The organism is Edaphobacter modestus, from assembly GCF_004217555.1.
Classification (GTDB): domain Bacteria; phylum Acidobacteriota; class Terriglobia; order Terriglobales; family Acidobacteriaceae; genus Edaphobacter; species Edaphobacter modestus.
In genome coordinates, this window is record NZ_SHKW01000001.1 from 2,529,586 (window position 1) to 2,549,987 (window position 20,402).

General features: G+C 54.8%; 10 protein-coding genes. 3 read left to right on the forward strand and 7 right to left on the reverse strand.

The genetic code is table 11. The features are described 5' to 3' along the window. The first annotated feature begins 161 nt into the window (after nt 1–161). The 3 genes from BDD14_RS10640 (at nt 162) to tkt (ending at nt 7,047) form a co-directional block, all read left to right on the forward strand. Nucleotides 162–2,669 (forward strand): glycogen/starch/alpha-glucan phosphorylase, encoded by a 2,508-nt coding sequence (locus BDD14_RS10640; protein ID WP_130418786.1) that lies wholly within the window; start codon nt 162–164, stop codon nt 2,667–2,669. A 24-nt stretch (nt 2,670–2,693) separates the two neighbouring features. Then, on the forward strand, nt 2,694–4,865 hold the full coding sequence (gene glgX, locus BDD14_RS10645; RefSeq protein ID WP_242617877.1) for a glycogen debranching protein GlgX: 2,172 nt from the start codon (nt 2,694–2,696) through the stop codon (nt 4,863–4,865). Between the two features lie 79 nt (nt 4,866–4,944). Further along, entirely contained in the window at nt 4,945–7,047 is a 2,103-nt protein-coding gene (gene tkt / locus BDD14_RS10650; RefSeq protein WP_207231714.1) for a transketolase, read from the forward strand. 118 nt (nt 7,048–7,165) lie between these two features. Here tkt and BDD14_RS10655 read toward each other — a convergent pair whose 3' ends face one another. The 7 genes from BDD14_RS10655 to BDD14_RS10685 form a co-directional block, all read right to left on the reverse strand. Next, a complete protein-coding gene (locus BDD14_RS10655) occupies nt 7,166–7,516 on the reverse strand; it encodes a hypothetical protein (protein ID WP_130418787.1) in 351 nt (116 codons plus the stop codon). 283 nt (nt 7,517–7,799) lie between these two features. Further along, nucleotides 7,800–9,188: an efflux transporter outer membrane subunit gene (locus tag BDD14_RS10660; RefSeq protein ID WP_130418788.1), complete on the reverse strand. Its 1,389-nt coding sequence runs from the start codon at nt 9,186–9,188 to the stop codon at nt 7,800–7,802. After that, nucleotides 9,185–12,355, reverse strand: coding sequence for an efflux RND transporter permease subunit (locus tag BDD14_RS10665; RefSeq protein WP_130418789.1), 3,171 nt, complete (start codon nt 12,353–12,355; stop codon nt 9,185–9,187). The genes BDD14_RS10660 and BDD14_RS10665 overlap by 4 nt, the downstream gene beginning before the upstream one ends. A gap of 2 nt (nt 12,356–12,357) precedes the next feature. Then, on the reverse strand, nt 12,358–13,530 hold the full coding sequence (locus BDD14_RS10670) for an efflux RND transporter periplasmic adaptor subunit (protein WP_242617878.1): 1,173 nt from the start codon (nt 13,528–13,530) through the stop codon (nt 12,358–12,360). 154 nt (nt 13,531–13,684) lie between these two features. Continuing rightward, complete coding sequence (locus tag BDD14_RS10675; RefSeq protein ID WP_130418790.1) at nt 13,685–16,423, reverse strand: MGH1-like glycoside hydrolase domain-containing protein; 2,739 nt, start codon at nt 16,421–16,423, stop codon at nt 13,685–13,687. Nucleotides 16,424–18,259: 1,836 nt separating this feature from the next. Then, complete coding sequence (locus BDD14_RS10680) at nt 18,260–18,781, reverse strand: hypothetical protein (protein ID WP_130418791.1); 522 nt, start codon at nt 18,779–18,781, stop codon at nt 18,260–18,262. Nucleotides 18,782–19,240: 459 nt separating this feature from the next. After that, nucleotides 19,241–19,666, reverse strand: a complete 426-nt coding sequence (locus BDD14_RS10685) for a response regulator (RefSeq protein ID WP_130418792.1) — start codon at nt 19,664–19,666, stop codon at nt 19,241–19,243. Between the last annotated feature and the right edge of the window lie 736 nt (nt 19,667–20,402).

A 20,402-nucleotide genomic window follows, 5' to 3' on the forward strand; every position in this document is an offset into this window, starting at 1 on the left:
CCCGTAGTGCGTTGGGCTACCAAGACGATCCGTACCGGCCGGTGATCCGACTCTGGAACGATACTCACCACGTGGATATTGACTCCGACGTAGCGGTGCACGCCGTTCCGTGAAGCTCGGATACGAAAGAATACAGGCCCACCTCAGAAAGGAAGATTCCTATGAGCACAAAGGGCATCATCTCAGTCGACGAACAATGGACGAAGGCAGATGGGGCAAAGCTTCTAAAACAGTATGGGTGTGGCCCCATTCCGTTCATGGGGGCGGACGGACTTTATGACCGGCATCTGCTGTTTGACAACATAAAGGATCTCGCGGCGATACCTGGCAGGGAGCGTTACGAGGCATTTGCGCGATCTGTGCGCGATGTTCTCTCGCAGCGATGGTTACTCACGGGAAAGACATACGAACGCGAGAATCCGAAGCGTGTTTACTACCTGTCAATGGAGTTTCTCCTCGGTCGCTCGTCGGCCAGTAATGTCATCAACCTTCTGCTCGATCCGTTTGTGGCACAAACTGCGAAGCAGAAAGATATTGATTTGCTCTGTTTACTTGAGCAAGAACCGGACGCGGGCCTGGGAAACGGGGGACTTGGGCGGCTGGCAGCATGCTTCCTCGACTCCATGGCTACCCTGCAGCTTCCTGCCATGGGCTACGGATTGCGTTACGAGTTCGGCATCTTCAAGCAATCCATAGAGGACGGCTGGCAGCACGAACAAGGAGATAACTGGCTGCGTCACCCGGATCCCTGGGAGGTGGCCCGTCCCGATGAGGCGGTAGAGCTAAAGTTGAATTGCTCATTCGAATTGCAGGGAGGGTCATTCCGGGCAGTACCTGGCCGGCCCTCCACTTTGCTTGGCATCCCGTATGACCGGCCGGTTGTGGGCTATGGCGGAAAGACCATCAATACACTGCGTCTCTGGGCGGCAACCGCATCGAACTCCTTCGACTTCCAGGAATTCAGCAGTGGAGACTTCGCCAGTGCGCTGGCCGATACTCTCGCAGCCGGGTCTCTAACCCGTGTTCTTTATCCAGACGACTCAACGAGCAAGGGACAAGGCTTGCGCTTCGTGCAGGAGTATTTTCTCGTGGCATGTTCGCTGGCCGACCTTGTCCGGCGCTTCCGGAAGACCAATGCCGACTGGAGTGAGCTTGCGGACAAAGTCGCTATCCAACTTAACGACACGCATCCAGCCATGGCGGTGCCCGAACTGCTGCGGATCCTGCTCGACGAAGCGCATCTTGAATGGGACCAGGCCTGGGACCTAACACGAAAAGCTCTGGCGTACACCAATCACACGCTACTGCCAGAAGCTCTCGAGAAATGGCCCTTATATTGGTTCGAAACGATGCTTCCTCGGCACCTGGAAATCATATTGGAGATCAACCGACGTTTGCTTGATGATGCTCGAGACCGATTCCCAGGCGATGAGAAAAGAATTGAGCGAGTCAGCATTGTCGAAGAAGGCGCGGCGCGAAAGATCCGCATGGCGAACCTGGCGATCGTAGGTTCTCACGCGACGAATGGTGTAGCGGCGATTCACTCCGAGCTACTGCGGACCACCACGGTCAAAGAACTTGCCGAGTTGTTTCCCGAGCGTTTCAATAACAAGACAAATGGCGTCACGCCACGACGGTGGTTGCTGCTCGCGAATCCTGCCCTGGCTCACGCGATCACGGGAGCCATTGGTAATGTTTGGGTTACTGACCTGGACAAGCTGAATAACCTCAAGCCGTTTGCAGAGAACGCCTCTTTTCGTGCTGCCTTCCGCGACGCAAAGCACGAGGCCAAATCTCAATTTGCTAACTGGCTCAAGACGACCTCTGGACAGGTGATCGATCCGAACAGCATCTTCGATGTCCACGTCAAACGCATTCACGAATACAAGCGGCAACTGCTTAACGCGTTGCGCGTCGCAGTGCTTTATAACCGCCTGCGAGAGAATCCGGATCTTCAGATGATCCCACGCACATTTTTCTTCGCCGGCAAGGCTGCACCGGCCTATCGGTTGGCCAAGTTGATCATCAAATTGATCAATAACCTTGCTGGCACCATTGATGGTGACCCGGTAGTGCGCGGCCGTCTTAAGATAGTGTTTCTGCCCGAGTACTGCGTTTCCCTCGCAGAACATCTTATTCCGGCCAGCGACGTTTCCAATCAGATCTCCACGGCTGGCTACGAAGCCAGCGGCACCAGCAACATGAAATTCATGATGAATGGCGCCCTCACGATCGGAACGCGCGACGGCGCGACCATCGAAATGGCTGAAGCAGCAGGCGAGGAAAACTTCTTCATGTTTGGACTGACGGCGGATCAGGTGGTCAGCAGCCGCGGATGGTACAACCCGTACTGGCACTATGAAAATGAGCCGGAGACTCGCGCGGCTCTAGACCTGATCTTCTCTGATTACCTCAGCCGCAATGAGCCGGGGACTTTTGCGCCACTCCGCGACACCCTCCTGACCCATGGAGACTTCTACATGCACCTGGCGGACTTGAAGTCTTATCTTGATGCAGACCGTCGGCTGGTGGAGCTGTACGCCCAACCCGACGACTGGGCGCGAAAAGCGATTCTGAATATTGCAAGTTCGGGGAGGTTTTCCAGTGACCGGACGATCAACGAGTACGCGATCGATATATGGAACGTAAAGCCATGTCCGGTACCGTAACGGAGGTCCGCTTGGGGGCATGCGATGTCGCAAACCCGCAGTGCAGAAGACGGCATTCTTGGTGACGATATGCTCAGGACTGACCCGCAACGAAGTCATCAACTGGATATAGTTCCCGCCGCGAGTGTGGGGCGAAGCGCTCCTCTTGGCGCCACGGTCACCAGCGGTGGCGTGAATTTCAGTTTGTACTCACGCGATGCTTCAGGTATCGAATTGCTTTTCTTCGATCACGAAGATGACAGACAGCCCTCGCACGTGATCCGGTTAGATCAAACCGTCAATCGCACGTATCACTACTGGCATGTCTTCGTTCCGTGCTTGCAGGCGGGGCAGCTGTATGGGTACCGGGTTCACGGGCCACTCGATCCCGCCAAAGGGATGCGTTTTGACCCGACGAAGGTCTTGCTTGACCCGTATGGTCGCGGAGTTGCTGTTCCTCGAAACTACTCGCGTGAAGCGGCGCGACAAAAAGGCGACAATGCCGCCACGGCGATGAAGAGCGTGGTCGTGGATCCAGGTTTGTACGACTGGGAAGGCGACACACCACTCAGACGGCCATCGTCGCAGACGATCGTCTACGAGATGCATGTAAAGGGATTTACGCGGCATCCGAGCTCCGGCGTCCCGGAAGCGACACGCGGCACTTTCCGCGGACTCATTGAGAAGATCCCCTATCTCCAGGACTTAGGCATCTCAGCTGTCGAACTGCTTCCCGTCTTTCAGTTTGATCCGCAGGATTGCCCACCAGGTCGCGTCAACTATTGGGGTTATGCGCCCGTGTCTTTTTTTGCACCGCACCAGGCATACAGCTCTCGGCAAGATCCCATGGGCCCCGTGGACGAGTTTCGCGATATGGTCAAGTCTCTGCACCGAGCTGGGATTGAGGTGATCTTAGACGTCGTCTTCAATCACACAGCAGAAGGTGATCATCTTGGACCAACATTAAGCTTTCGAGGGCTGGAGAATAACGCCTACTATCTTTTGGAGCCCGATCGGTCGCATTACGCCAACTACAGCGGAACAGGAAATACGCTCAACGCCAATCACCCGATCGTGCGCCGCATGATCGTGGATAGTCTGCGCCATTGGGTCGAAGAAATGCACGTGGATGGTTTCCGTTTCGATCTCGCATCGATCCTCGCCCGCGATTCCGCTGGCCAAGTGATGTCCAGTCCTCCTGTGCTTTGGGATATCGAGTCGGATCCAACGCTGGCCGGCACAAAGATCATTGCTGAAGCCTGGGATGCTGCCGGACTTTACCAGGTGGGCAGCTTTGTTGGGGATAGCTGGAAGGAATGGAACGGCCGCTTTCGCGATGACGTAAGAAGTTTCATTCGTGGCGAGGACGGCTCGTTGCGGCGCTTCGCTGACCGCTTGCTAGGCAGCCACGAGATTTATCGGTACAAAGAACGTGAGGCAGAGCAGAGCGTGAACTTTGTCGCTTGTCACGACGGATTTACGCTGAATGACCTGGTCTCTTACAACCAGAAGCACAACGAGGCCAATGGTGAGGAAAACCGTGACGGCGGCGATGACAATCGAAGCTGGAACTGTGGTGCCGAAGGCCCAACTTCGGATCCGGAGATTGAGCGACTCCGAAACCGCCAAGTGAAGAATTTCATGACCGTCATGCTGCTCTCTCTTGGCCTTCCCATGTTCTTGATGGGCGATGAAGTCCGGCGAACGCAGCAGGGCAACAATAACGCTTACTGTCAGGACAGCGAAGCGAATTGGCTCGATTGGTCTTTGCTCGTGAAACACGCGGATTTTCATCGCTTTGTGAAGCTACTCATCGCGAGACGATTACTGCGGGACATTGGCCCCGAGCGCCAGCGGATGACCTTGATTCAGTTAATTCGCCAGGGGATTAGGGGCTGGCATGGAGTAAAACTGGACCAGCCGGACTGGAGCAGTTACTCGCATAGTGTCGCCCTTAGTGCCGAGATATCAAAAGAAGCCCTACTGTTTCACTTCATCTTCAATTCGTACTGGGAGCCTCTTGACTTCGAACTTCCGAGGACAGGAATGGGCAAGCGAGTCTCATGGAGGCGATGGATCGACACGTTTCAAGAGGCACCCGAAGACATCGTGCCGTGGCAAGAAGCACCCATTGTTCCTGAGTACACCTATCGAGCCGGCCCTCGGTCTGTGGTCGTTCTTTGGGCGAGCGTTGGTGAGGGACCGCAGCACACCTAACGAAAACGGATGGTACGGCCGCATGACCTGCATCACCGAGTAGGGATTTCCGTCCTACGGCAACAGAAGGGAGTTTAAAATGAGTGCTGCAACAGTTTCCCCCACGTCGCCCGCGATTCAAAGGATGGATCTGACTAGTATCAACACGATCCGTACCCTCTCTATAGATGGCGTGCAGGCCGCCAATTCCGGACATCCTGGGACTCCCATGGCGATGGCGCCGGTGGCGTATTGCTTGTGGCAGCAGTTCCTTCGCTTCGATCCCGGAGATCCGGTATGGCCTAATCGCGATCGGTTCGTGTTATCGATAGGGCACGCCTCCATGCTGCTCTATTCGATGCTTCACTTGACCGAAGTCCGAGCCGTTAGTAAGGACTATGAGATTCTCGGCGAACCGTCGGTTCCACTGGATTCCATCAAGTCATTTCGGCAGTTGGATAGTCGCTGCCCAGGACATCCGGAGTACCGCTGGACATCGGGCGTGGAGACCACGACTGGGCCGCTTGGCCAAGGCGTCGCCACCAGCGTTGGCATTGCCATGGCCAGGCAATGGCTGGCCGCGCGTTACAACTGCCCGGGCTTCGACAGTCTCTTCGACTTCAACGTCTATGCACTTTGCGGAGACGGCTGCATGATGGAAGGCATCTCTGGCGAGGCCGCTTCCCTTGCAGGGCACCTGCAACTTTCGAATCTTTGCTGGATTTACGATAACAACCGCATCACGATCGAAGGCCAAACTTCTCTGGCCTTTAGCGAAGACGTAGCCACGCGTTTTATCGGCTACGGGTGGAACGTTACCCGGGTTGGCGACGCAAACGATCTCGATATGCTGGCCCGCGCGTTTCGAACTTTTCTGAGTACCAAGGACAGGCCGACGCTGATTATCGTGGACAGCCACATCGGATACGGTGCTCCTAACAAACAGGATACGAGCGGGGCCCACGGCGAACCTCTGGGCGAGGAGGAGGTCCGGCTCGCCAAACGGAACTACGGCTGGCCGGAAGATAAGAAATTCTACGTGCCGGAGGGCGTCTACGATCACTTCCGTCAAGGCATCGGAAAGCGGGGCAAGCAACTACGCGACGATTGGTTCGCGCGAATCGATGAGTATCGCAAGCAGTACCCGGACCTCGCCGAAGAACTGTATCGCATGCAACACCGCCAGCTTCCGGAAGGGTGGGACCGAGACCTTCCCGAATTTCCCGCTGACCCGAAGGGCTTGGCGACTCGCGAGTCCTCGGCTAAAGTGCTGAATGCTGCCGCCAACAACATTCCGTGGTTGATTGGAGGCTCTGCAGACCTCGCACCCTCCACCAAGACCCGCATCACACAAGAGGGCGCCGGTGATTTCTCGGCGGAGTCCTATGCTGGACGAAATTTGCACTTCGGGATCCGTGAGCACGCCATGGGGGCCCTACTTAACGGACTCAGTTTGGTAAAGATCCGACCCTTCGGGTCGGGCTTTTTCATCTTTGTCGACTACATGCGGGGATCACTCCGTTTGAGCGCCTTGATGGAACTCCCGGTAATATACGTGTTTACTCACGACTCCATCGGAGTCGGCGAGGATGGCCCCACTCATCAGCCCATCGAACAGCTTGCTCACATGCGCTCCACGCCTGGGCTGATCATGATCCGGCCCGCTGATGCGAATGAGGTGAGAGAGGCGTGGAAGGTAATACTGCAACTACATCACGAGCCGGCGGTGCTTGTACTTTCTCGCCAAGCCGTGCCCACAATCGACCGGGAGAAGTACGCAGCAGCCTCGGGTTTGGCACACGGAGCCTACGTTCTGGCAGATGCCCCAGGCGCCGACCCAGAGGTCATCCTCATCGGCACGGGCAGCGAGGTTGCGCTCTGCCTGCAAGCCTACGAGCAATTGAGCAAGGAGGGAGTGCGAGCGCGTGTCGTTAGTATGCCGTCTTGGGAATTGTTCGATGACCAGGAAGGAAGCTACCGAGAGTCTGTTCTGCCTCGACATGTGAAAGCCCGAGTGTCGGTGGAACAGGCATCCGACTTTGGCTGGAGCAAATACACCGGTTGCGAGGGGCACAACGTTTGTATTGAAACGTTTGGAGCCTCAGCACCTCTTAAGCAGCTGATGAAGAAATTCGGATTCAGTACAGAGGAAATTGTGGCTGCCGCGAAGAAGCAGATTGCGCAGCACCAAATGCGGAGTTGAAAGGAGCTGTTCTGCGATCGGTTCCGTTCGGACCTGTTCACAATTCTCTTCTCTCCATGATCGACACGGACGCAACTTCTATCATCTGCCGTAACGGTGGGGTCTACGACGACGTTGCTCAACCCGCGACAACAGACGCTACAGGCTTGCGGGGCTGGCCGCGCACAACCTCAGCATCGAGTGCAATAGATTCGATCAGACAAGCACCGCCCATGTGGTGCGCCGTGCCTGTGTTAGCGCGCGTTTCAACGATTTTGACCCCGGCTTGAGCAAGATCGAGGACCACAGCGGCACTACTGCTGCGTGCGGCTTGGTTCAGCACTAAGAGCAAAGTCCTTGTCTCATCGACTGCCCGGCAGAGGCGAAACCAGGTGGCCAGAGGGTACTTGACAGTGTCCCGCGAGTCCAGGCTCGCCAGATCGAGCACAACAAACCAAAGCCCGGCGAGTTGATGCGGGGCTTGCGCCACCCCCGGGACGTACCCACAGCAGTTGGCTCAGAACCACTCCGTTTTGCGAAGCTGAAACCGGATCGAAAGCGTCGCGTACAGTGTCGCAGTAGCTGCGTCACGAGCATACATTTAGGTAGATGGATTGTTACCCATTCCCAACGCGGCTGCCCGTACGGACCATGGTTGGCAACAGTCGGCCCGTATACGTACAAGCACTCCTTTGGTGGGCCAAGCAGCAACTCCGGCGGCTTCGCGATTGATAGCGATGCTCCTCTTGCCAAAATCGACTCGCGCGAGTGGACTACGGATTCCATCCGCCTCCCAGGGCCTGATAGAGCTGGACATAGTTTTGCATCTCTGCATTCCACGCCTGAGCGAGAGCCAACTGCGAGGTGAAGTACTGCTGTTGCGTTACCAACACTTCAAGAAAGCTCGTCGATCCGTTCGTGAAACGAACATTGGCAAGCCGGGCCGTCTCCTTATAAGTATTCGTCTGTTCCTCTATCTTCATGCGAAAGAGTCTTGATTGGTTGTAGCCGACAAGACTGCTAGCGACATCTCCGAAGGCGATCTGGACTGTCTGCCTGTAACTCAGTTCGGCTTCGGTCCGTTGCGCCCAAGCGAGTTTATAAGCGCCCCGGATCGCGCCACCAGCATAGAGCGGCTGCAGTGCTTGCCCACCGACTGCCCAGACGGTAGCGGGTCCCTGCAAGAAGCTGGTCAAGGACGTGCTTTGCGCACCGAACAGACCTGTTAGAGATATCTGGGGAAAAAACGCTGCTTTCGCCACGCCTACGTTAGCATTTGCCGACATCAGGTTTGCTTCACTTTGGCGGACGTCGGGACGTCGTTCCAGTAGCGTCGACGGAAGCCCCGTAGGCACGGTGGCTAGGTGCGGCTGATCGTTCAGTGCCAGACCCCGTGTAATCGGTCCCGGGTTTCTGCCGAGCAGGATGCTGATCTGATTCTCGGTTTGCTCGATAAGCCGCCGATCGGTAATCACCTCTGCCTCTGCCTGCTGCACCAGCAAATCTGCCTGGTAAACGTCGGTGACAGCACTCTCACCGCCCTTATATTTGAGCGTGTTGAGTCGCAAGATGTCCTTATCGGCAGCGACAGCCTGTTGTGAGAAGTCCAGTCTGTAGTCGAACTGGCGAAGCTGAAAATAGGCTATGGCAATATCAGAGACCAGCGTTGTCTGAACAACGCTGCGTCCATAGGTGGTGGCGAGCAACTGCGCTCGCGCTGCCTCTGTCCCCCGCCGATATTTTCCCCAGAAATCGGCGATATAGTTCAACTGTATGCTGACCGAATCGAAGGTTGGTGCATTTGGCGCCAACCTATTGCGTATATGATCCACTCCTGCCGTTCCGTAGAGATTCGGCAATTGATTCGCACGGGTAACCCCAACGATCGCCTGCGCCTGCAGGATACGAGCCGCAGCGATTTGCATGTCGTAGTTATTAACCAGCGCCTCTTTGATCAGCGCCGCCAATGCCTCATCTTGAAAAACACCTTCCCATTGCGTCTCTGCAATGGATTGAACAGCCGGCTGATTGGTCAGGTCCGGCGCTGTGCCGCGGTACTGTCCCGGAGTATTTACGGCTGGCCGGTTATAGTTCGGCCCTACCTTGCAACCGCTTATTAAAAGCGTCAGGACGATCGCCGAGCATACTCTTACGCTAATCATGCCGTCGGTCCTTCGTGAGTAGAGACGGGTTCTCTTTCCTGCAGTGGCGGCTTCTCCTTTTTGAAGAGATAGCCAAAGCGTTCGACAACGTCGAAGGAGACAGGAATAAAGAAGATGGCGAGCAATGAAGCAGCCAGCATGCCTCCAATCACGACAGTACCGAGGACCTGCCGGGAGATGGCGCCCGCTCCGGTAGCCGTCCATAACGGTACGCAGCCCAGAATGAATGCAAATGCTGTCATCAGAATTGGACGCAATCTCACTTTCGCTCCAGATAGGGCGGCATCGATCAATGTCTTGCCGTTTTCGTGCTCCACCTTGGCGAATTCAACGATAAGAATGGCGTTCTTGGCCGATAGACCGATGAGCATGACCAGACCGATCTGGGCGTAGACATTGTTGTCCAGCCGCCGCAGATACAGTGCTGCAAAAGCTCCGAAGACCGCGATCGGTACACCGAGAAGAACACTAGCAGGCAACGTCCAACTTTCGTACTGTGCGGCCATGATCAGGAAGACGATAAAGAAGGAGAGCGCGAAAACTACGCCTGGCGAAACCCCCTGCGAGGCCTTGACCTCCTGATAGGACATGCCCATGTAGTCGTAGCCCATCTCGCCTGGCATCGTCTGTTTGAAGACATCCTGCAGCGCGGCGATTGCCTGGCCTGAACTGTATCCCGGAGCTGCAGAACCGTTGATCTGCACGCCCTGAAACAGGTTGTACTTCATCACAAACTCGGGCCCGCTGCGCGGTACGTTAGCGGTAAGCGTACTCAACGGCACCATCTGCCCTGAGCTGTTGGTTACATAGAACTTGCCGAGGTTGTCGGCCGATGTTCGATAATCTCCCTCGGCCTCAACGTAGACTTGCCACTGGCGCCCGAAACGATTGAAGTAGTTCACCAGTGATCCACCCATGAAGGTCTGTAGTGTTTGGTACACACTCGTCAGGTTGACCTGTTGCGTGAGAACCTTCTCCTGGTCCACAGTGATGCCGACCTGCGGCACCCCGAACAGAGCGGTTGTCATGACACCGGCAAGCTCGGGACGTTTTCGAGCTTCCTCCATAAAGATCTGTGTATTCTTCGCGAGGAACTCGATAGTGCCGCCGGAACGGTCTTCTAAAACAAAGGTGAAACCACCCGAAGCTCCTACTCCTGGAATCGCGGGAGGTGGAAACGTAAACGCTATCCCCGATGTAACTCTGGATAGGGCGGCCGTCAGGTGCCGCTTGATCCCGTTGTAGCTTTCCTCAGGTGTCTTGCGTTCCTTCCAGTCTTTGAAAGAGACAAAGAAGAAGGAGCTGTAGGTGGTATTAACACCACTAAGCATGCTGTAGCCAATGATCGAGCTGACGTACTCCACGCCCGGCGTATCGAGAATGATCTTTTCGACCTCCTTCGAGGCCTCGGAGTTACGTTGCAATGACGCTGCGTTCGGCAGTTGCAGACCGGCGTAGACATATCCCTGATCTTCATCAGGGAGGAAGCTTCCGGGCACCTTCTTCCCAAAGAATCCGGCGGCTACAACAAACACCAGCAACAACAGGAAGGAGAAGCCCGCTTTGTGGATAAGGTGCTTGCAGGTATCGACGTATCCATCCGTTACCCGCCCGAAGACACGATTGAACCAGCGAAAGAAAGCTCCCAGCGGCCCACGGGATGCTTTCCTGGGACGAAGCAGCATCGCCGAGAGCGCTGGGCTTAGTGTGAGGGCATTGAATGCCGAGAAGATAACCGAGACCGCAATGGTGACGGCGAATTGTTGATAGAGCCGGCCAGTGATTCCCGGAATAAACGCAGTCGGAATAAACACCGCGGCTAAAATGAGGGCAATCGCAATGACTGGGCCGCCTACTTCCTCCATCGCCTTGACGGTCGCGTCATGCGGCGTCATGCCGTGTTCGATATGGTGTTCAACGGCTTCCACAACGACGATTGCATCATCCACGACAAGCCCGATCGCCAGTACCAGACCAAACAGGGAAAGCGTGTTGATGGAGAAGCCGAGCAAGGGAAAGACCATGAAAGTGCCGACCAGCGAGACCGGTACGGCGAGTAGCGGTATGAGCGTCGCTCTCCAACCCTGCAGAAAGATATAGACCACAATAATTACGAGTACCAACGCTTCTAGTAAGGTGTGCTTGATCTCCTCAATTCCAGCCGTGACCGACAACGTAGTGTCCAGAGCCACCACATAATCGAGATCCTGGGGAAAGCGGGTCTTCGCTTCCTCCATCAGCTTCCGTACTGCGGCGGCGGTTGCAACCGCATTTGCCCCCGGAGCTTGATAGACAGCCACCAGGGCGGCTGGTTTACCGTTCAAGCGACCGACCATGCTGTAGCTCTGAGCGCCCAACTCCACACGCGCAACATCCTTCAATCGGAGAATTCCTTCACCAGCTCTCGCGCGGACAATAATCTGTCCAAACTCTTCAGCAGATGGAAGACGCCCAGGTGCACGCACGGTGTAGGTAAACTGCTGCCCAGGAGGAACGGGGTCGCCACCAATCTGGCCCGCCGGGTTTACATTGTTCTGCGCCTGTATCGCGTTGATGATCTCTGGTACTGTGATCCCCAGACTTGACAGTTTGTCAGGGTTAACCCAGCAACGCATCGCATACTTATCTGCGCCAAAGATGGACACCGATGCCACCCCGGGTACTCGTGTTAGCGCGTCATTCAGATTAATGGTGGCGTAGTTCGCCAGGAATATATTGTCGTAAGTATTATTCGGTGAACTGAGATCAATCAGCATCAACGGAGCCGCTGTTGACTTTTGTACTGTGACTCCCTGATCCAGGACAGAACTTGGCAATTGGGAGTTTGCCTGCGAAGACCGCATCTGCGTTAGGATCTGGTCCGTGCTGGGCTCCGTATCGATACCGAAGTCCACCGTCAGGGTCATCTTCCCGTTGCTTGAATTCAACGAGTACATATAGTTCATGTTGTCCACGCCTGACATTTGCTGTTCAATCGGCGTTGCGACTGACTGCGCCACCGTCTCAGCATCCGCGCCGGTGTAATTCGCAATCACCTGTATCTGCGGATCAGCAATATTGGGGAACTGCGCCGTTGGCAAACTCAGCATGGACACGACACCCGCAAGGACCATGAGGATCGAGATAACGATCGCGACGATCGGCCGGTTGATAAAGAATTTCGACATGGTTAGTTGCTCCCCGGCGCGGATGCAACCACATAAGGCTTCGGAGTGACGGGGGTACCTTGTCGCACCTTCATGAAGCCCTGAACGATAACCTTCTCTCCCGGCTTTATCCCCTCGGTGATGATCCAGTTTGTCCCGACCCGCTCTCCAACCTTTATGGGACGGAAATTCGCCTTGTTGTCGGGAGTCACCACAACGATCTGGTACATCGACTGAACTTCGATCACCGCTGCCTGTGGCACCAGCAAGGCATTCTTGCTGGTGCCGGTCTCGATACGCACAGTACCAAAGCCTCCGGGGCGAAGAATGCCATCCTTATTCGCGAACTCGGCGGCAAGCTGAATGGTGCCCGTCGAAGACGCGATCTCGCGGTTCACCAGCGTTATCTTTCCCTTCGCCGGGAACGGCTCCCCATTGGCCTGAATGAACTCGATCTCGAACGCGGGGCCTCGCTGCGTGGCTCCTCGAATCAGCCGTGAAATCGCTTGCGCTTCGCCGAGGTAATCTCTTTCACTGAGGTTGAAGTAGGCCCGGATAGGATTGACCTGGGACACAGTCGTCATCTTCGTGGTCGTGCCCACCAAATCGCCTACATTCGCATTCGATATGCCAGCCACTCCGTCGATAGGCGAATATACCTTTGTCCACGCGAGGTTCAGTTCGGCCTGTGCCATGTTGGCTTTCGCGGCATCAACCTGTGCCGTGGAAGCTGCAAGAGTCGAAATGTCCGTGTCGAGCTGTTTCTGGGGAATCGCACTTTGAGCCGCCAAAGGCCGGTCTCTCACGACATTGTTGTCGGCCTCAGATCTCTGCGCTTCAGCCATCGCAACCTGCGCCTTCGCTTGATCCAGAGCCGCCACAAACGGTCGAGGATCGATTTCGTAAAGCAGCTGTCCTTTGCTAACGAAAAAACCCTCGGAGTAATTCCGCCGAAGTAGATATCCCTGCACTTTAGGCGTAATGTCCGCATTCACTTGACCGTTAAGCTGCGCAACCCATTCCTTGTAGATGGGTACGTTTTGCTCGATCACAGTCGTCACCTCGACCTCGGGAGGCGCTGGCGGCGGCGGCGCTTCGTTCTTCTTGCAACCAATCATCAACAGTAGGAACAACAGAGCAGCAACAGTAGTAGCAAAGCCAAGACCACGATTCTGTTGACACGACCGAAAGATCACTCGCCCTCCTTACCGGTACTGAGGGAATACCTGCCTTACATGCCACCTTGCATCCGTTTTCTCGCTGGCCCTAGATCGCTCCTATTACTTGCGATGCATTTGGTGGCGGATTATAGCTCATCAACGGGTATGTCGACCTCGTCGGCTTCGCAAATCAGGGTACGACCGATATGCTCTCCGCCTCTGGGATACTCTTCTTCGTAAAGGCGCCTGATTTACCGGCATCCAGAAGCTGCTGACCATCAAGGCGGCCGAAAAGCTCGATCAGTTTGGCGACCAGGCCAGTCCATCCGGTCTGGTGGCTGGCTCCCAGACCCGCGCCGTTATCGCCATGGAAGTACTCGTAAAACAGTATGTAATCCTTCCATTGGGGGTCGGCCTGGAACTTCTCCGTGCCCCCGTACACCGGTCGCCGGCCCGATTCATCCCGCAGAAAGATTCGGGTCAAACGATTGGCAATCTCCTTGGCGACCTCGAATAGGTTCATCAACTTGCCTGAACCGGTCGGGCACTCGATTTTGAAGTTGTCGCCGTAATAAAGATAGAACGACAACAAGGCGCGGATGATCAACGCATTGACCGGCATCCAGATCGGACCACGCCAGTTGGAGTTGCCTCCGAACATGCCTGTGTCCGATTCAGCCGGAAGATAATTCACCCGGTATTCCTGCCCTTCCACATGGACGATAAAGGGATGCTCTTCGTGGTAGCGGGAGAGCGCTCGTATGCCATAAGGGCTCAGGAATTCGTTCTCGTCTAGCATGCGCGTCAGAATCCGGCGCAACCTGCTCTCATTCACCAGCGCAGCCATGCCGCGCTCGCCATACCCGAAGTGGCCGGGCCCGGTTGCATGAATGCTCTCGCGTAGTTCAGGCATTCTTTGCAAGCGTTCAAACATGACCTCCGCTGCTCGCGGTACCCGTTCTCGCTGCCACGGCTCGATTACCGTAGTGGCACACAGGGGAAGCAGGCCCACCATGGAGCGAACCTTGAGCCGCCTGGCACTTCCGTCGGGTAGGCGCAGGACGTCGTAATAGAACCCATCCTCCTCGTCCCACATGCCGTCCGGCCCTGTCTGGTTCATGGCACGGGCGATCCACATGAAATGGTTTGAGAACTTTATTGCCATGTCTTCGTAGGACTGGTCGTAGGCTGCTAACTCGATGGCGATCTCCGCCATATTCTGGCAGAAAAGGGCGACCCATGCGGTGCCATCTGCCTGCTCGAGGTGGCCACCGGTTGGCAGAGCCGCGCTGCGGTCGAATACGCCGATGTTGTCCAGCCCAAGGAAACCTCCCTCAAAGAGATTCTTGCCAAAGCGGTCTTTGCGGTTCACCCACCAACTGAAGTTCAGCGTCAGTTTGGCAAATGAGCGTTTGAGGAACTCGATGTCACCTTTCCCACCAAGCGCTTGTTCCGTCCGGTACAAGAAAATGGAGGCCCAGGCATGCACCGGAGGATTGACGTCGCTGAAGTTCCATTCATAGGCCGGGATCTGACCGGTCGGATGCAGAAAGAACTCCTGCAGCATCAAGTCGAGCTGTTCTTTGGCGAAGTCCGTGTCGACCGTGGAGAGAGCAATGGTGTGGAAAGCCAGATCCCACGCGGCATACCAGGGATACTCCCACTTGTCGGGCATCGAGATGATGTGCTGATTCACCATGTGGAACCATTCGCTGTTCCGCATCAAGCGTCCGCCCGGCTTCATCGGATCGTCGCCATGTTCCGTGAGCCATAAGTCCACGTCGAAGAAGAAATACTGTTTGCTCCAGAGCATCCCGGCAAGTGCCTGTCGCATAACCCGGGCCTCGTCTTCGCTGACCCGCTTCGGCGTGATGGCGCGATAGAACTCATCTGCCTCGCGCTGGCGGGTCTGCATGATTTGAGCGAAGCTCTTGAACGGATCGCCGATGGCGGAAGGCGCCGCATCGCTTAACCGTAGACGGATGGTTGTTGTCTCTCCTGCACCCACATTCAACTGATAGTGCGCCGCAGATTTGGTTCCCGTTTTCTCGGGGTTGACCAAGTCCTGATTCCCGTTGACTATGTAGTTGTTGATTCCGTCTTTGACGTAACGAGACGCGTTGGGCGTACCGAAAATACGCTCGTTGTTGGTCTCATTCTCCGTGAACAGCAACGGGACATCTTCCTCGCAGTACAGATAGCGCTCACCCAGATCGACGTGCGAGGCTGCAACAGCCTGAGCGCCTTTCTGACCGGAGACCTGCTTCAAGGATGGCTTCGGTGTACCAGGCCACCACGTCCAGATGTTGCGGAACCAGAGCGTCGGAAGGACATGCAATGTGGCCGGCTCCGGCCCCCGATTACTCACGCTGATCTGGATGAGGAGGTCTTCTGGAGCCTCTTTGGCATATTCCACGAAGACATCGAAGTAGCGATCTTCGTTGAAGACTCCCGTATCCAGTAGTTCATATTCCATGTCGCCACGATTGCGCCCTCTGTTCGTCTCGATCAGATCGTCGTAAGGGAAAGCCGCATGCGGGTACTTGTACAGGTGCTTCATATAGGAATGCGTGGGGGTGCTGTCTAGATAGAAGTAATATTCTTTAACGTCTTCGCCATGGTTAGCCTCGCTGTTCGTCAGACCAAACATGCGCTCTTTGAGGATGGGGTCTTTGCCGTTCCACAGGGCAACGCTAAAGCATAGCAACTGCTTGTCATCGCTGATACCGGCAAGGCCATCTTCACCCCAGTGGTATGCCCGGGATCGGGCCTGGTCATGCGTGAAGTAGTCCCAGGCATTTCCATCCTGGCTGTAATCTTCGCGAACCGTCCCCCACTGCCGCTCGCTAAGGTAGGGCCCCCACTTTTTCCATGGTGTCTTGGCAATGCGAGCCTCATCTAGTCTGGCTGATTCTGGATCTTGGATCATCTGTGCCTCTCTTCGGAAATGTGGGTGCCTTCACTTCTCCCTACCGCCATGCGACGAGTCCCTGAGAACGGATTACGGGCGACCTGATGACTTATGACTAGGATCACTCCTTCTCGAAAAATCGAGAGTCCACCGCTTATCGGGTGGCGGAAGACGCTTTCGAGATCACCTACAGAAAAGCGATCGCGTTTTGCAGTTTGGCCTGATGTCCTTTCGTATCTGAGCGAGAGTGTGTGTTTATCACAATGGTCGAGCTGGTCTGGGCGGCACTTTTGCCGAGTTCCTCACATCTAATCTCTTGCACCAGGGCTCCGCAACTAGCGAAAGTGCTAGTTGCGCAACTCCGTTGTCCTTGACAGTGGCAAAATCAAGGCAACCTACAGCGAATGGCTGATTATGAAACCCCAGTGAGGAATACAAATGGGCAGCAACACCGAGATTGTCGTTCGAACCGCGTGGTGCCGGATGCTCGCGGCAAGCATGCCGCAGATGCAAACTGGCTGCGCTCCCAAGACGCTGCTTTGATAGCAAATCCTTGCCGTCGGCGTGTCGGTTCTGCCATGGGACTACCTTGTGGTCAAAATCACTTCTCGGCAGTGGTTCGATTTTTGCTATTGTCATGATGCGCTCTCGAAATCTGATGCTCTTCACTCGCGCCCGTTCAGATCGCGAATGGGCGCGCGGAAATAGCAGTCAGGTCAGTTTTCGTTCTACGCGTGGCCCGGCGTGGTCAACAATAGTAATTAGTAATTGTTTTTTGTTCTACTCATATTGTTACGGAGACAATTTCAAGATAAGGTGTCCGACTGGCTTCGGCAAGCTGATGAAACTCTATTTGAGGGTGCCCAACAGATTGCCGGGTATCTGAACAGAATCTTCCTAAGGAATGAATCTGGAACGTGGAAACTGATTCGAATTGGAGTATTTACATCGTCTGCACATAGTCCTTGGTCCTTGGTCGTTGGTCCTTGGTCCTTGGTCCGGGCCGTCCGGGCCGTCCGGGCCGCAGAGATGCGGACGCGTCTCGGGCATGAAGCGTCGCTGTCGAAACACCATTACGCCAACAATCCTTGCTTGATCTAGGGTAGGTTCGCTCTTCCGTGCTTCAGCACCTGTCCCGACACCGGTGCTGGCACCCGTCCCGGCACCGGTTGTCACGGCAGCGGTAGTTCCTCCTTTCCGGATTCGGCTCCCATCAAGGCACCCCTCTCTCTTGAGATCGGGGGCACAACGATCACTCCGATTGGCTTCCTCGATTTCATGCAGGCCTGGCGTTCCGACGTTGTATCAAGCGGGGTACCAACCAATTTTGCGGAGATCCCATTCAACAACACTGTGTTCGGCGCTCGGCGCCAGACGATTTCTAGCGCAGCGAACTCACGGATGGGCGTGCAGATAAATACCAAGGCGTTTGGTACTAATGTTTTGGGTGTTGTAGAGACAGATTTTTTGGGTTTTCAACCGGGCAATGTCACAACTACCGCCAACGCCTACGGGATGCGTCTGCGATTTGCTTTCGCAGACTTCCAGAGGGGGCAAATGGGAGATCCACGCGGCTCAGGCCTGGAGTTTGTTGACGCCCGGCCGCAAGGGGATCTCTCCTTTGCCTGGCAATCTGTTCCTCACTCAAGACTTGGACCCGAACATCCAATCGGGTCTTGTGTGGGCGCGTACCACTGGCGTACCTGTGGCTTGTCTAAGGCCGCTACAAAATCTTCCGGCGCCGGAACGTGGAAAAGTCATTTGCTTGAAAGCACATATCAAGCCTCCTTCTACGGTCGCGCTCCGCGAGTTAATTCATGACCGTGGCGGCGCCCCTACAGGATTTGGGCGGATCTACTGATTTGGAGCCGTAGATTGGTCGGCCGGTTTGACCAACAGAGGTGGAAGCGCGGAGGCAATCTTCAAGTCAACCAAAAGATCTAGTCGATGCTCAAGCTGTAGAAACTTAGCGATGGTTAAAGATGAAAGTCCAGCCTTCTGGAATTCTTTGGCGTACTTCCTCTTAATGTTTGTGCGCTGGGATTCAAAGTCGAGGCTTTGATCGATCATGCCTTTTGCGTCGGCATCGGTTATGGAGGGGAACTTGTCAGCGTACGACTTGATCAGTGCTACCCGCTGGTCGTTGACCTTAACAAGATCGGCTTCGTACCTGCGATACACGGGCCAAAAGATTTTGCTCTCCTGATCATTTAATTGCATGGCCTGCGTAATGATAGCGACTTTGTCTGCTCGCAAGTCGGCTCGGAGCGACTCGATCGAGGAATCTAAGCTCGGTTCGTTACTTTGTGCGCTAGAAGCGTTAGGAAAGACGGTGAGCAAGAGCAGAATTGCAGCGAACAGCATTCTTCTTTTCATATTTCCTCTCTCGTAGAGACAGCCAGCACAAATGATTGCGAACTTTATGAAAAATATATTGACCGCTTAGCCCTATAAATTACTGGAAACTTCCTGTTTGCACTACTAGAAAAAGTTCTAGTTATTCGATACACAAGATGCTTGAAATTCAGAGGCCGGTGCAATCTCTTGGCTGACTGAAAGGGTTCAGTTTGTGTACCAACACGATTGGGGGGGCACTGTATTGGACAGAATACCCCTGTTCACAAGCAATTCCGGGCATATTGTCGGAGGCAGTAGATCTCAGCGATCTGAGACTCTTCCGACGACCACCGCCCGAGTCATAGCCGTCCAAAACGAGCGCCAAGTCTATTAAGTGACTCCTCAGTGGATCGCTGGCAACTTCCAAGTAGTGGTGAGGCAAGCACATAACCCCACTACCATATCTTTGGAGAGGAATACACGGAGCGTTCAAAAAGACTACTTCTCGGCTTGAGGGGGTAACGATAAACCTCCAGAGACGAATCGACCTCCTTTGATAACTGTACTTATCGCCCTTTGAAGATCTTCACTTACGCGAGACTTAAACACATAGCCCGACGCACCAATGTCAAAGGCAGCATTCACGAAATCGATGTCTTCGTGCACGGTTACGAAGATGGCCTTTACGGTACAACCAGCTGCCTTGACGCGTCTTAACACTTCCAAGCCAGTCATGTCACCTAAAGAGATGTCCAAAATGACAAGATCAGGACAGAGTGCGGTGACCTTATCCAGTACCGCTGCGCCCTCATGTAGCGCTGCCACCACTTCATAATCCGGCTCAAGTATCTCGATGAGAGCTCGGAGGAAAACGGGATTGTCGTCAGCCAACAGCAGTGACGGGACAGCTGCCAAATTGGGCATAATCTTTACCAGCTACACGAACAGGCCTCTCAATCATTGCTCGGAACGGAAAATAGGTGGAGACTAACGCTCCCGCGATGTAATAAGAATGTAGCGGATATTTGACAGGGTGGATATTAGCAGAATTAATAGTCGGTTCGCGAAAGGATTCACGGTTCTGGAACTCTTGGACGAGTTTAGCTGTATACCATATTGGTCGCTCAAGTGTCTTTGCTTCGTCCCAGATCTTGGCGGATAAATGGTTACAGTCCCGCCCTCAAAAAATATGGCCGAGAACGTCGTTAGGCTCTTTTGTGGCACAATGATCGCAATCAATGAACCACGTCCTCTGAAGGCATTGTCGCATTCTCTTGCGCGGCCAATAGCTGTGAGCCACAGATAGATTGCATCTTTGGTTTAGCTTGGTCGGTGAAGATCTTGATCATCACATCAGCAGATGGGAGTATCCGCGAAGACAGCCCCTCGTTGTATGTTTGTCGCCAAGTTTCAAAGGGCTTCTTTGATCTCCTCAAGCGTTCCGAACTGCTGCACATTCACGTTGAGGTTCGCTATTCTACTGTGCCGAAGATTTTCAAGGACGCCCACCCGCGCAGGTTCGCATTCCGACAGCGCTCCATAGGATGAACGGATCGAGCGGCGTGTGATGATGTGGAAACAACTTACCGGTTTCACCACCACCCGTCTAGCACCGTGTATCCGTGTCGTCCGCTGTTGCTGATGTTGCGGCTCCCCCTGT

Coding starts and splice junctions, on each gene's coding strand:
- BDD14_RS10640 (WP_130418786.1), top strand. CDS start 162: ATGAGCACAAAGGGCATCATCTCAGTCGACGAACAATGGACGAAGGCA.
- glgX (WP_242617877.1), top strand. CDS start 2,694: ATGTCGCAAACCCGCAGTGCAGAAGACGGCATTCTTGGTGACGATATG.
- tkt (WP_207231714.1), top strand. CDS start 4,945: ATGAGTGCTGCAACAGTTTCCCCCACGTCGCCCGCGATTCAAAGGATG.
- BDD14_RS10660 (WP_130418788.1), bottom strand. CDS start 9,188: ATGATTAGCGTAAGAGTATGCTCGGCGATCGTCCTGACGCTTTTAATA.
- BDD14_RS10665 (WP_130418789.1), bottom strand. CDS start 12,355: ATGTCGAAATTCTTTATCAACCGGCCGATCGTCGCGATCGTTATCTCG.
- BDD14_RS10675 (WP_130418790.1), bottom strand. CDS start 16,423: ATGATCCAAGATCCAGAATCAGCCAGACTAGATGAGGCTCGCATTGCC.
- BDD14_RS10680 (WP_130418791.1), bottom strand. CDS start 18,781: ATGAAAAGAAGAATGCTGTTCGCTGCAATTCTGCTCTTGCTCACCGTC.
- BDD14_RS10685 (WP_130418792.1), bottom strand. CDS start 19,666: ATGCCCAATTTGGCAGCTGTCCCGTCACTGCTGTTGGCTGACGACAAT.